At 71.3% G+C, this 13543-nt stretch carries 8 protein-coding genes; 3 read left to right on the top strand and 5 right to left on the bottom strand.

Annotated features, from left to right (window positions below; translation table 11 throughout):
* Positions 1–23 precede the first annotated feature (23 nt).
* Entirely contained in the window at positions 24–1043 is a 1020-nt protein-coding gene (locus ACFHW1_RS18215) for a GNAT family N-acetyltransferase (RefSeq protein ID WP_416615769.1), read from the top strand.
* Positions 1040–2215: a hypothetical protein gene (locus ACFHW1_RS18210; protein WP_416615768.1), complete on the top strand. Its 1176-nt coding sequence runs from the start codon at positions 1040–1042 to the stop codon at positions 2213–2215. Before ACFHW1_RS18215 ends, ACFHW1_RS18210 begins: the two co-directional genes overlap by 4 nt.
* 16 nt (positions 2216–2231) lie before the next feature.
* On the opposite strand, the gene ACFHW1_RS18205 is transcribed toward ACFHW1_RS18210, so the two are convergent.
* From ACFHW1_RS18205 to ACFHW1_RS18190, 4 genes are all read right to left on the bottom strand, one after another.
* On the bottom strand, positions 2232–3143 hold the full coding sequence (locus ACFHW1_RS18205) for a nucleoside-diphosphate kinase (protein ID WP_416554049.1): 912 nt from the start codon (positions 3141–3143) through the stop codon (positions 2232–2234).
* Between the two features lie 341 nt (positions 3144–3484).
* Positions 3485–4759 (bottom strand): M16 family metallopeptidase, encoded by a 1275-nt coding sequence (locus tag ACFHW1_RS18200; protein WP_416554047.1) that lies wholly within the window; start codon positions 4757–4759, stop codon positions 3485–3487.
* Complete coding sequence (locus ACFHW1_RS18195; protein WP_416554045.1) at positions 4756–5940, bottom strand: hypothetical protein; 1185 nt, start codon at positions 5938–5940, stop codon at positions 4756–4758. The genes ACFHW1_RS18200 and ACFHW1_RS18195 overlap by 4 nt, the downstream gene beginning before the upstream one ends.
* A 483-nt stretch (positions 5941–6423) precedes the next feature.
* Entirely contained in the window at positions 6424–7236 is an 813-nt protein-coding gene (locus tag ACFHW1_RS18190) for a DUF6406 domain-containing protein (protein ID WP_416554043.1), read from the bottom strand.
* 2280 nt (positions 7237–9516) lie between these two features.
* Here ACFHW1_RS18190 and ACFHW1_RS18185 point away from each other — a divergent pair.
* Complete coding sequence (locus ACFHW1_RS18185) at positions 9517–10587, top strand: TIGR02996 domain-containing protein (protein ID WP_416554079.1); 1071 nt, start codon at positions 9517–9519, stop codon at positions 10585–10587.
* A 2498-nt stretch (positions 10588–13085) separates the two neighbouring features.
* On the opposite strand, the gene ACFHW1_RS18180 is transcribed toward ACFHW1_RS18185, so the two are convergent.
* The gene (locus ACFHW1_RS18180) at positions 13086–13385 is read right to left on the bottom strand and encodes a hypothetical protein (protein WP_416615766.1); all 300 of its coding nucleotides are present in this window, start codon (positions 13383–13385) and stop codon (positions 13086–13088) included.
* Positions 13386–13543 lie beyond the last annotated feature (158 nt).

Raw genomic sequence — 13543 nt, 5'->3', positions numbered from 1 at the left:
CCGGTGTCCGGTACAGTGCGATGATGATCCGCTCCATCGTCGTCGAGCACTACGACGACCCACGGGCGGCGTCGCGGGCCGGGTGGGATGCGGTCGCCGGCAGCGGTGACACACCGGTCTTCTATCAGGACGGCTACCTGTCGGCGTACCACGATGCGCCGCTCGCGCCGCTGGAGCGGCTCGGATACCTGGTGGCCCGGGAACCGGCCGGACGGCCGGTGGCCGTCCTACCGATCGCGCTGCACCGGCTCGCCGACCCGATCGGCGGGCTCCGCCGCCTGCATCCCGGCATCGAACGGGACAGCGCGTTGCTCAGCCACGTCTGGCACTGCTACGACACCCAACTGCTCGGCGCGGTCACCCGCACCGACGTGGTCACCGAACTGCTGGACACCCTGCGCCGGCTCGCCGATGACTGGAGGGCCCGCTGGTACGGGTTGGTCAATGTGGACTCGTCAGGCCCGACGGCGGCCGCGCTCACCGCCGCCGGGCTGACCGGGCGGCACCTGGTGGACCGTTACTCCACCGACCTGACCGGCCTCACCTCGTACGAGGACTATCTTGCCCGGCTGGCTCCCCGGCCCCGGGCCAACCTGCGCCGCAACGAGCGTCGGGCGATCGACGCCGGTTTCGTCTGCGACGTGACCACACCGGACGGCGCAGACCTGGTCGAGATCGCCGAGCTGTGCGACCGGACCGCCGCCCGGTTCGGCAACGCCGGTTTCTACCCAACCGAGACGTTCACCCGGTTCGTCACCGCCCTCGGCCCGGCCGCGCACGTGCTACGAATCCGTCAGCGGGGCACGCTCGTCGCGGCCGGGGTGTGCCTGACCGACCAGCACCGCTTCCACACCTGGACCTGCGGTGTCGAATACCGTGTCGACGGCAACGCCAGCCCGTACGCGGCGTTGTTCACCGAGTCGGTCCGGCTGGCGTTGCGGCTGGGCCGGCCGATCCTGGAGGGCGGGCGCAGCAACGACATCTTCAAACGTCGGCACGGGCTGACCGCCCGCCGGCTCGACGCCTACGTGATGCGGCTGTGAACTACCGGCTACGCGTCCATCCGGGCATCGCCCCGCAGTGGGAGCGGTTGACCGCCGGCGGGCCGATGCTGACCACACCGGGCTGGCTGCGTGCGATGGCGGGCCGACTCGGCGGGCGTACACTCACCTTCGTCGTCGAACAGGGCGGCGAGGCGTGCCTGGCCCTGCACGCCACCGTGCAGCCCGTTCCCCGCCCCGGTGAAGTGTTCGACCTGCACCACGTACTGGTCAGTGAGGCTCCCGCGCTGCCGCTGACCGAAGCGTCGCGGGCCGCGCGGGCCGAGTTGTCGAGGCGGGCCGAGATGTCCGGGCGGGCCGTGCCCGAGCCGTCCCGCTGGACACCGAACCTGCTGGTGATGCTGCCCGGCTACGAATGCCTCCCCGTCGGGCCGGCGGCGACCAGCCCGGCCGCGCTCGCGGTCGCCGTCGACGGCATCCTGGACTGGGCCGCGAACGCGGGCATCGCGACGGTGGCGTTCCTCTACACCAGACCAGAGGCGACGGCGTTGACCGGTGCCCTGTCCGCAGCCGGGTTCGTGGCGATGCCACTGTCACTGACCTGGGAGCTTCCGGTACCCAGCGGCGGGTTCGACGCCTACCTGGCGTCGCTGCCCCGTAAACGGGCGGCGGAAGCAGGGCGCGAGCTGGCCCGGCTCACCGCCAACGGCGTACGGCTGCGTCATCTGCCCGGCGATGCGATCACCCCGGTGGTACCGGCGCTGGCCCGGCTGCGCGGCCAGTTGGTCAGCAAGTACCGGGGCGGCTGCGACGAGGGGGCCGAGCGCGGCCGGCTGGAGTCGCTGCTGCACGGTGTCGCCGGCGGCCGCGCACAGGTGGTCCTCGCCGACGCCGGGGACACCGTCGTCGGGTTCGCGCTGTTCGCACCGTTCGGTGACGGGTGGCAGTGTCTGGCCCTCGGCTACGACTACACCGATCGCCGGTCGCGGTTCGCCTACTTCGGCACGGCGTTCTACGGAGCGGTCCCGCTCGCCTCGGCGCAGGGTGCCCGCCGGATCGGCTACGGACAAGGCTCGGCGCGGGCCAAACAGGACCGGGGATGCGTCGGTACGCCGCTGACGGCCTGGCTGCACTCGACCGATCCTGAGCTGATGGCCACGGCGCGGACCGCCGCATCGACGACCGCCCTCATCCCTGGACAGCGAACGTCCTGATCCCGGCGACGGCAGGTCACCGGCGCGGCGCAAAACGGCGTGAGGTGGCGAGCACCAGGCGTTCCCACGGGTCGAGCCGGGCGCCGTGGACCGCGAGAAGGTCCTGCACCCGGACCGGGTCGGGCCCTGGCCGGTCGGGGGTGAACTCGGCGGCCAGGATCGGCGCGAGTGGATGCCCGCCGGCCAGCAGCCCGGCGGCCTTCTCGCCGGCCCCGGCGGCGGCGAGACCGCTGAGGTCATCAGCCAGCAGATCGGCCGCGCTGCGGCGGGCGGAGTCGGACAGCTCTGGCCAGGCCAGGGCGAGGACCCGGGCGCGCAGACCGGCCAGGACCTGCGGGTATCCCCGGCGCTCGGCCGGAGCGCTCCGGCTGAGCAGATCGAGCAGGGTACGCAGGTCGGCCGGGTCGCTGCCGTCGTACCCCCCAGGCCCGTCGCCAGCTCCGCCGAACCCGGTGCCGGATCCGCCCTCGAACCCGCCGTCGGTGAAGACCGCGCTCTCCCGCTGGGAGTCGGCAGGGGTGTCGGAGCTGTGCATCAGAGCCAGCATGACGTTGATGGAGCCGAGGTCGGCACGGATCGTGCCAGGGCTCGCGTCAGCGGGATCGCTCGCCCCTTTGGCCAGGCGCAGCCGTGCGTGGCTGGGGTGTCGCGGGTCGGGCCGGACGTCGCGGACCATAAGCGCCACCGTCGGGCCGAAGTCGAAGAGCTGGTCGACGAGACGGTAGAGGTACGCCTTCCACACCTGGGTGATGTTGCGTTCGTGGAACGCGTCCAGGTTGGTCGGCCGGTGCCACAGCACCCGCCACGCCATTGGCTGGAATCCCTGGTCGACCACCCGGTCCACGATCTGCCCGCCGAGGTGGCGGGCGAGGGCATCGGGGGCGAGCAGCATGAAGACCGTACGCTCCCAGTCGACTGCTTCACTCACGCGGAGGCTCCTTCGCCACGGAATGGGGCCGGGTGCGGCCCCGGACCTGCCGGCGGCCGCACCCGTCGTCTGTTTCAGGTCACCGCTTCTTCTTTTTCACGACCGGGCGCCGTGTGTGGACAGCTTGGCGGTTCATCCTGGCCTCCTTCCCGGGTCGAGCGCCGGATAGTCCGTCGGTCGGCGGATCAGCGAGCGGTTGTGCGGCCGGCAAGGGATGGTCACTTGCGGGTCGTTGTCGTCTTCTTCTTCACCCGCGGCCTGCGGCCGAACTTCATGTTTCGGTTCACCCTTTCCCTCCCTTCCATCGGTAGGCGGTCTGCTGGGTGGGCCGCTGCGGGCTGTCACCCGCCGGCGGTGGCCACCACCAGTTGGTCCGCCATGGACACGGCGGCGTTGTGGACCTGCTGTGGGGTGGCAGCTGCAATCCGGTCGGCGTACTCGGCCACCGACCAGCCGGCACTGCCGCCCAGCAGAGCGTGCCGGCCCAGCAGGAGAGTTTCATCGACGGAGGCCTCGGCATCGAGCCGGACCAGCCCGGCAGCGCGTCGGCGGGCCACCGCCACGCGGGCGTCGCTCCAGCCGTCCGCCACCGCCGACCGTACGAGGTCGACGGCAAGCCGGGCCACCTCGTCGCGGTGCTCGACGGCGGTGGTGACCGCGATCCGCCAGACGCCGGTATCGGCGTAGCCGCTGAGGTCGCCCCAGATGTCGTAGGACAGCCCCAGATTGGTACGCAACTGCTCGACGAGGACCGATGTGTTGCCCCCGGCGAACAGTTCCATCACCACCTCGGCAGCGGCGAGCCGCGGATCGGCCAGGGCGAAGGCGGGTCCGCCGAGCACCACCGCCGCGGTGTCGCCGAGCAGCGGATGATCCAGCCGCCGGGACTGTTCGCCGGAAGCCAATGCCGGCAACGGGATGGGGAGCCGGGACGGCTCGGCCGCGGGCCGGTCGGCGCGGGCGCTCTGGTGCGTTACGGACAGGCCGGCGAGGGCGCTTCGCGCCGTCGCAGTGGTCACGGCGGCGGGGGTGACACCGCCGGTGACCACGACGGCGACTCGTCCGGCCCGCACGTGGCGGCGGGACCAGGCGGTGACCTCGGCGGCGGTGAGCCGGAGCGCGTCGGCGGGGCTGCCGCCGACCGGCCGGCCCATCGGGTGGTCGCCGTACATGGCGGCGAAGAACACGTCGTGGACGATGTCCGTGGGGTCGGCTTCAGCCAGGCGCAGCTCCTCGATGACCACCCGACGTTCGGCCTCGACGAGGACCGGGTCGAACTCGTTGGCCGTCGCGGCCTCGGTGAGCAGGTCCAGTACGGCCAGCGCGTCCACTGTCGGTACCCGCGCGTACAGGACGACGTAGTCGCGGGCGGTGGTCGCGTTGCCCTCGCCACCGTACGACTCGATCTCATCGATGACCCGCATCTTCCGGCCGGGCGGCACCGCCTGCATGACCAGGTGTTCGAACAGGTGGGCGATGCCAGGTGAGGTTTCGTCGCGGGATCCGGCGAGGATCCACACCGACACGGTGGTGATCTCGGCACCCGGCCGGTGACGGGTCAGCACCCGGATGTCGTCGTCCAACGCCCGCCCGACGATCTCGGCGGCGGCGGTCACGGATTCGCTCCGGTGGTCGCCGGACTGGGCACCGGGCCGGACAGTTCCGCCACGGTGTCTTCGTCGACCTCGTCGCCGATCGTCAACAGGAACCTGCCGACCGGGCTGTCCACCCAGGCCAGCCGACCACGCTCGTGCAGTGTGGCGGTGGGGGCAGCACTTCGCGGGGCGCCGTCCAGTGGCAGGCCGAAGGCCAGCACCCCGGCCCGGACGGACGCACCGGCGGAGAGCCGCTCGGCGGCCGCCGCCCAGGACCGCTGTTCGATACGGGCGGAGGCACCTTTGATGTTTCGACGCTGCAGGTGGCGAGCCATGCCGGTGAGGGGACGGCGTAGCACGGCAGCACTGCTGATCGCCCGGCGGGCGCGGGTGTCCAGTTGGTTGCGCCGGGGCGGCGGTGGCAGTGGTGGCAGGCTCGTCCGCGCGACGAGCGCGGCAAGTTCGGCGTACTCCGGCCACAACCCGAGTGCGGTCAGTGCCCGGGTGAGCGTCGCCAGTTCGTCCTCGGAGGCCGAGGCCACCAGCAGGCTGGCGTCGATCAGGTCCCGGGCCCGGAAGCGTTGCTCGAAGCGCTCGTACAGGAGCATCAGGGTGTTCTTCACCGCCGGTGCCCGCCACGGTTGCGGCATGGCAGTCAGCGGTCGTACTCCGGCCAGGTCACCCAGCGACCACCAGGTGGCGATCTCCACGCCGTACGGCAGGACGAAGCGGGATTCGTGCGGGCGTCGCAGACTCACCATCATGTGGAGACGACCGCCGAAACATGCGAACGTGCCGGTGTGCAGGTCCCACCCATCGTCGATGAGCAGAGCTGCCGCTCGCCACAGAGCGGCCTCGGTGCCGGCGACGTAGTCGAGATCGTTCATGGTGCGACCAAGACCGGCCGGGTAGCGGTCGGCTACCTCCAGCCCTTTGATCGGAGTCAGGTCGCTGACGCGTGCGGCGAGCTCGGCCGCCACGGTGCGGTAGAACGTGACCCGCGAGGTGGCCAACTCGAGATCGTGGGCAATCCCCGGGTCGAGGGTGACGCCGTCCGCAGCCCACGCTGAGTACAGGGTGGCGGTCAGGGACGGCTGTCCTTGGCGCAGTGCCGCGACCGCCTCGGCCGGATCCTCGAGCGGCTCACCGCAACAGACGCTCAACGCACTAAGGACATCGTCCGCCGACAATTGGAAGGTCACGGCACGGTGCTCCTCGCGGGCTCGGCGACGCCGGCGTTCGCACCGCACGGCGACGCCGAGCGCCCGACGGCGGTGCGCTAGTAGTTGGGCAGGCAGTCCGTGCAGGTCGTGCGGAACTTGACCACCTGAACCGCCTGGCGACGCGCGAGCATCTTCTCGACCCGGCTCGGAGTGAGCAGCGTGGGCGCGACAGCCGTGTCTTTCCTGACGCTAGTGGAATTCTTCACTTCATCCCCTTGCTAGGAAAAGTGGTGGCGTATTCAGCTGATCGTACGGATCTCGCCACACGCAGTCAATGCACAGATCTCAATCGCCAGCCAGGGATAGGGAATCGATCAGCACCAAACTAGTGAATGCCGGATAAAAGCTGGGAGTCACCCAAAACCGACCAATCACCGCCACCTAGGACGGGAGTCCTCAAGATCACTTGACGAAAATTCGGACGACACGCCGACGCCAGCCCGAATTCTCGTCAAGTGATCTTCACGCTACGCCCGGCGCATCGAGCGGGGTGAGCCGGCCGAGAAAATCGCCGAACGACCAGCCCATGCTGGTAGTGATCACCTGTCGCTCCCGCCAGGCGATCGCATCCGCCGTACCCGGGCCGGCCAGCAGGTCCTTCGGCAGGAAGCCGACGCTGCCCGGGCGGGGTTCCTTCAGCCGAAGCAGCAGCAGACCCTCCATCGGGACCGCGATGACAACGAAGTCCGTCGACAACTTCCCGACCCGCCACTCCCGCTCCGCGGCCAGCAGGTCGTACGCCGGATACTCCGGATGGACCCCCAACAGCGGCCGCCCCGGAAACAGCGTGAACGGCGCACCCGGCACCCACTGCGGCTCCACCGGCTGCATACCGTTCGTCTGCGACAGCCAGTCCCGGTAAGCCCAGGGCAGCGGGCGCCCCAACGCCTGCTCCAGTGCCTGCAACTGACCCTCATCGAGCAGGCCGAACGGCTGCCGCTTCGCCGGCCGCCACCCTGTCACCGCCGTCGACTCGTCCACCACCGGCGGTGCCTCACCCGGCGCCAGCCGCCGCACCGTGACCCGCCACCGACCAGCGTTCTCGAAATGCGCCCCAGCGAAGTACCAGGTCTCATCGCCAACGGGGAAGGTGTCACCCAACTCGCACCGGTGGCTATGCTCTGCGCTGTAGGGGCCGCGCTCCATCACGTCCAGCCTCACCCAGACCGTTCCGCGCCGCTCCAGCCGACGGACCCCGACATCTGCCGGTCCTACCGGTGCGACAGCATTGTTCGGGATGGTTACCAAATCGAGCGACGACCGGTAAGCAGCCATGCTTCCTCCTGTCCGGGTCCGTCAGCCGACTATTGAATCACTCAGCGATGCTTCGTCCGGCAGAACGAAGCCCAACTCGGCGGAGGCGATCCGCTCTGCTTCGGTCCGGGCCACAGGCCGCAACTGGTCGCCTGTCCCGGCGACTACGCCGAGATCTGACGCTGCGGAGACGTCGCCACCCGGACCGTAAACAAGGATCCGCTGGTCGGCTGCTTCGGTCACGACCACGACGATCCCCCCGGATCGCCCGCTCGACGTCCGGATCGCGTAGTAGACGATCATCGGCTCGTCTCGGTCGACAGCGGTCCGGCCGAACCCTGACGTCACCGAGGCAGCTACCCCGCCAGCCGACGCTGCCACAGGCACGGGTTCGGTCAACCCGACGGCCGGCTTGTGCTCGATGCTGCTCGGTGGCCCGAGAGACAGCGGTCCGGGCTGAGTCGGTGCGACCCGGTCGAGATGCGCGAAGTCCCTACTCATCCAGTCCAAGAAGGCCCGGGTCGGCATGGGCTGGGGATGCCACTTGTTCCACGGATTACGGAGCTGGACATGCCCGTTGCTCACACCCACCAACTCGTACGCATGCCCGTCTCGCAAGTCGAACGGAAGTTCATCGTCCGGACCCAGCCCGTACTCGTCGATCCCCTTGGTGCTGACGATGACCGGATTGCCGTCGGACAGCAGCCGGCTGAGCATCGCCTCGACTGTGGGTTCGTTGCCCGGCGATACGTCGAACCGTCCCATCCGGGCCGGCAGGCCGGTCAGTTGGGTCAGCACCTCCGCCCACAGATCGGGAGTGCTGCCGGGATCCATCCGGGCGTAGCCGCGCGGCGCGGCCTGGTTCGGGTCTGACCAGCCCTGCCAGCCCCGCCACTGCTGCTGCCAGGCGACCTGCCGGGACTCGGTCCAGGTCCGGTCGACCGCCGCCAGCGCCTTCTCCAGGATGCTCGCCCACGCCGCCCCGACCTCTGGTTGCGAGGCGTATGCGGCCCTCGGCGGCGGATCGGCGAGGACCGGCACATCCGGGGTGACGGTGATCCGCAGCCGTCGGCCGGTCGGGGTGGTGCGGTCGCCAGGGAGGCTGCTTTCGTGCAGCAGGACGTCGACCGTCCCGTCCGGGTTGGGACGGAACAAATTACCGATCGTCTGCGGGCTGTGCCCGGCGACCGCGCCGATCGAGGCGAGCATGCCGCAGTCACCAAGAATGCCCTGCTGCACCTGCTCCCGCCGGGGCATCCCACGCCAGAGTGGCACTGAAGCACCCGAGTAGGGGTCGACTGGTCGCCCGTACCCGACCGAATACCTGCGCGTCGACTCGGACGGCAGGGTGGGGCGGTCGGCGTACACGTGGATCTCGGTCGGGCCGACGGCGAGCGGTGCTGCTTCCGGCGCTTGCTCGACCGGCGCGCTCGGCGCCAGGTTGAGGATCGCCCGGGTCAGAGCGTCCGAGACCAGCACCATGGTGCGGGTCTGCGCCAGGTAGTGGAAGCTGTGGCTGCCGAGCAGCTGGGTGATCGCCGGGCTCGACCCGTACGTCGCGGTGATCGTCGCATACGCCCGGCGGACGTCCTCGGCCAACAGCGCCCGCCGGCCGGCGTCGGTCGCCAGGTCGAAACCCGGGTGTACGCCGCCCACGTCGATCTGCGGCGCGTTCGCCAACACGTACGGGCTGATGTCGACCTGGCCGGTCAGGTCGACGTACACCCCGCCGCGGGCGATCCGCGCGGCCAGCGCCGGATCGACGGCCCGCAGCTGGACGAGCTGATCGGCGCGCAGCCCGATCACCTGACCGGCGGAGGCCGGCAACATCGGCAGGCTCTGCTGACCGTGCTCGGCGTCGACGGCGAGCCGGTGCAGCTGCTCGGTGAGCTGCGGCGCGAACGGAACGTACCCGTTGTGCACCAGCCGGGCCCGGTAGTCGCGCTGCTGGGCACGTTGCGGCTCGGTCAGCGTCGCCGGGTCCGCGCCGAGCACCGCCAGTACGGTCTCCGGAGCGATCACCGGTGAGGTGAGCCGCAGCAGCAGGTTCGCCAGGTCCGGCGGCAGCTGCGCCCACCGCGCGTACGCCTGCGGGGTGCCGCCGGTCAGGCCGAGCTGGTCGACGAGTACGCCGATCTCGGCACGCAGCGCCAGCCGGGTCGGCGGGTCGGCGGCGGTGTAGCGGGCCGCCAGCGCCCGGATCCGGGTCAGCCGGGGATCGGCTGGTCCACCGTCCCGACTCGCGGCCAGATCTGGTGCCCGCTGATCCGGCCCTGCCGCCTCGCCGCCGCGTACTGCTTCATGACCACCGGTATCGGCAGGCTGCTGTGCACCGTCACCGTCCCCGACTGGTCGATGATGTATCAGCCCATCCCGACGTGCGCCCCCGTCGCCCGCTGTTCGGTCGACGGTGTCTCCTTCGCCAGCCAGCCGAACTCGAACGGATGCAGCTCGATCGGATTCGCCGTCCCGACCAGCCGTTCGATCAGTTGCTGCGCGTCGTCCTTTGTCATCGCCCGGCACTCCACTTGTAGTCGTGGGTGGCGTCGATACGCTGCGGTCATGTCCGACGCCAGCGACGCCCGGCCCGCCGTCAGCGACACCCTGTACGCCGCCATTCTCGCCGACCCCGACGACATGGACCTGCGGCTGCGCTACGCCGACGCCATCGAACCCACCGACCCCGACCACGCCGAGCTGATCCGCGCCGAGATCGCCTGCGACCTGGCCGTCGTCGCCGGCAACCCGGTCAGCGACGAGTTGTCCGATCGGGCCGCCGTACTCAGCCACCGGCTGACTCCCCGACTCGGCGCGCCCGTCGCCGGCCTGGTCACCAACTGGCTCGTCCGGCGCGGATTTGCCGAGTTCGTCAAGCTGCCGGGGGCCGACTTCCTCGACCGCGGCGCGGAGATCTACCGCCGGGTTCCGGTCCGCCACGTCTGGCTCACCGATGTCGGTCCGGACCTGATCGGCCCGATCGCCGCGAGCCCGCTGCTGGCCCGACTCACCAGCCTCGGACTGAACAACAACCCGATCGGCGACGACGGACTGCGCACCCTGCTGGCCTCCCCGTACCTGCGCCAACTCCGCTGGTTGGGCCTGGTCAACTGCGGCATCACCCCGGTGGGTGCCGAACTGTTCGCCGAACTCGCCCCCCGGGTCCTGCCCCACCTGCGGTTCGTCTACTTCGCGCGCAACCGCGCCAAGCTCGTTCCCTACGGTGCCGGCTTCGACGCCGTCGGTGGGCAGGACCCGATCGACGTCTACGTTCCGGAGATCGCCGAGCGGATCACCGCCGAGCACGGACCGCTGCCCTGGCTCGACCCCGACATCGCCTGGCGGGGTGGGTACGTCGACTTCGGGCAGGTGTGACCGGGGTGGTGGCGAGCTTCGGTTGGCCTCGGCGATCCGCTGGGCGTGGAAGCGGATACTCGGCGGGATGTTGCGTGAGTCGTCGGGCAGCGCTGCGGCCAGTCTGCCCAGCTCGGACTCCACCGATTGCCGGAACTCGCCGAGCGACAGAATGAGCGGGCGGGCCACCGCAGCGGCACCGAGGATCCGCAGCTGGCCGGAGGCGTCGGACAGGCCGAGAAGGTCGTGGCTGCCGCCACGGGCGGTTGCCGGCCCGTGCAGCGGGCGCAACTCCAGTGTGCTGGCCAGGGCGGCGACCCCGCCCGGGTATTCGGGGGCCTGGCCGATGGAGAGGACCACCCGGTCGTACTCCTGGCGGGTGCCATCGGTGAACTCGACCAGGAACGTACCGTCCAGCGTGTGCCGAGCGGAGACGATCTCGCGCAGGGTCTGACCGATCCGGCTATCGGTGGCGGCCACGTCGTACGCGCCGACGTCGGGCAACGTGTTGCGGCGGTTGTAGCCGCCGGAGAAGCTGCGCTGATACCGCAACTCGGCATCCCGGGCCGGGTCCCCGGTGCGGTCGGCCGGCGGCAGCCCGACCGCGCGGGCCGACCAGTCGATCGTGGCCGCCGGTGACGCGGCGGCCTGCTCGATGTCCCAGGCCCCGGAGGCGCCCGCGCCGAACACCAGCACCCGGTCACCCGGCTGGTACGCGTCGGCCAGGTTCTGCCCACCGAAGTCGACCCGGGGACGGGCTGGCCGAGGGTCGGTGAACCGGCCGTCGGCGTCGAAGCCGAGCCGCTGCGCGACGCCGGCCGGCAGCGCCGCCGAGTGGACCGGGGAGCCGTCCGGCGCGTACGGCGTGCCGGACGTCCGGTCGACCGCGTACCCGCTGTCCGGATCGACCACCAGCGGATCGGTGAGCCGGCCGGCGGTGTCAGCCAGCAGCGGCGGGTCGTCCTGGCTGGTACCCGTGCCGGTCAGGATGTCGGTGTCGGTGCCGCCGAGGACCGTACGGACCGGGGCGGGCAGCGTCGCCGGGTCGACGGGCAGGCCGGTCGGGTCCCGGAACACCGGCACCGGACCGGAGAGGTCGACCTGGTAGCCGGTCGCCGGGTCGACGTACCGGCCGGTGGTCGACGCCGGCGCGGCCGGCACCCGCGCCGGGCCCGGACCGGCGGCGATGTCCACGGTGGCCGCGTAGAAACTGCGCTCGCCGATCGTCACCCGGTAGGTGGCGTGGGCCGGCCAACCGGCGGCGTCGGTCGGGCGGGGGGTGATCGCGGTCGCGGTGCCCTGGTAGCTGGGCATCCCGGTGTACGCGCGGGCCGCGCCGACCGCCGCCGCGAAGTCGCTGGCGAGGGCGAACTGGGTGCCTTCGTCGGCGAAGTCCGCCGGCTGGAACGGCAGCCCGGGGATCTCCAACTCGGTGGGGACCTGCCCCATCAGCAGCTGCTGCCGGTCGGCCCACGGGTCGTGGCCCTGCGACACCGCCAGCACCGGCGGCAGGCCGTCCCCGGTGTCCGGCGGCGCGTCGAGGGTGGCGAAGTCGGCCGTGGCCGCCCAGCCGCCGCCGATGACCAGCCGGTCGAAGACGTGCCGCGGGTCGGCGTCGAGTGCCGCGTCCACCCGGTCGGTCAACGCCAGGTCAGCCCGGTCGCGGGCGGCGGTCGCCTGCGCGGCCCACTGGCGGGCCGCCGCCCGTACGTCGGCCTGTACCACCCGGATCTCGTCGGCCAGGCCGGGTCGGTCGCGGGCGACCGTGAGCAGCCCGGCGAGGTCCGCGAAGGCCGGCCCCAACTGGGTACGGACGGCAGCGAACCGGGCATCCGTGGCGGCCAGCCCGACCACCGGTACGTTCGGCACCAGGCTGTGCACCCGGTGCCCCGGGTACGGTTCCAGCAGCCCGCTGCTGATCAGCAGGCCGACCGCTTCGGCATGCAACTGGGCGACCTGGGCCGGGTCGGCGTGCCGGCCGGTGCCGGCCTGCGTCAACTGGTCGGCGACGGTACGCAGCTCCGCCAGCCGGCCGATGTCCCGGGCGGTCAGCTGCCGCTGTCCGTCACCTTCGGGCCGGGCGCCTTCGGCGAGCGCGGTCGTCGCATCGGTACGCAGCCCGTCGGCCCGATCCTGGGCGATGGCATCCACTTCGGCCAGTGCGGCGGCGACTGCCCGCCGGACATGGTCGGCGGAGGCCCGATCGGACACCCGTACGGTCGCCCCGTCGGCGTGCGTCGCGATGGTGGCGACGGGTGCCATCGTCGTACCGGGCGGCAGCGAGGTCACGGCGAGGGTGACGGTCACCGGCCCGGCCGGGGTGTCGAGGGTGACCGTGCCGGCGTCCGGGTCGGCGACCGCACCGGCCGGCAGCAGTCCAGTGTCGAGCGCGTCGCGTACCGCCGCAGCGACCGCGACCGGGTCGGCGGCGTGCAGCGCACCGCCGAAGGTCGTCCCGGCGGCGGCGCTGACCAGTCCGTCCGGCGCGGCGCTGAGCGACCCGTCCGGCCCGGCGGTGGCTAGTGGTTCGGCTCCGGCTGGTCCGTCAGTGGCCACACCTGGCGGCCGGTCGTCCGGCCCGCCCGGCGGGCCGCCGCGTACTCCTGCATGATGATCGATGGCGGCATGCTCCGGTGGGCCGTCACCGTCCCGTCGTGGTCTATCACCCAGTTCCCCTGGCCCAGACCCAGCCCCTGAGTTCGTTCCGTCTCCGAAAGGATTTCCCTCGCCACCCAGCCGAACTCGAACTCGTGCAGCGCTATCCGGTTCGGCGTCCCGACCAGCCGCTGGATCAGCTCCTGCGCTTCGTCCCGAGTCACTGTTGGTCCCTCCCCGTGCCGTCGGCGCATCCATCGACCACAACGTGTGCGTCGCCGCCAGGTACTCGGCGGGCGGCTGCGTCGCGGTTCCGCCGTACTGCGGATCCCACCACACCGGCCCGTCGGCCCCGTACGGGTAGACGATCAGGAACGCGTGC

It is taken from the genome of Micromonospora sp. LOL_014, assembly GCF_048060245.1.
Lineage (GTDB): Bacteria > Actinomycetota > Actinomycetes > Mycobacteriales > Micromonosporaceae > Micromonospora_E.
This window is presented reverse-complemented; position numbering and strand designations above follow the sequence as displayed.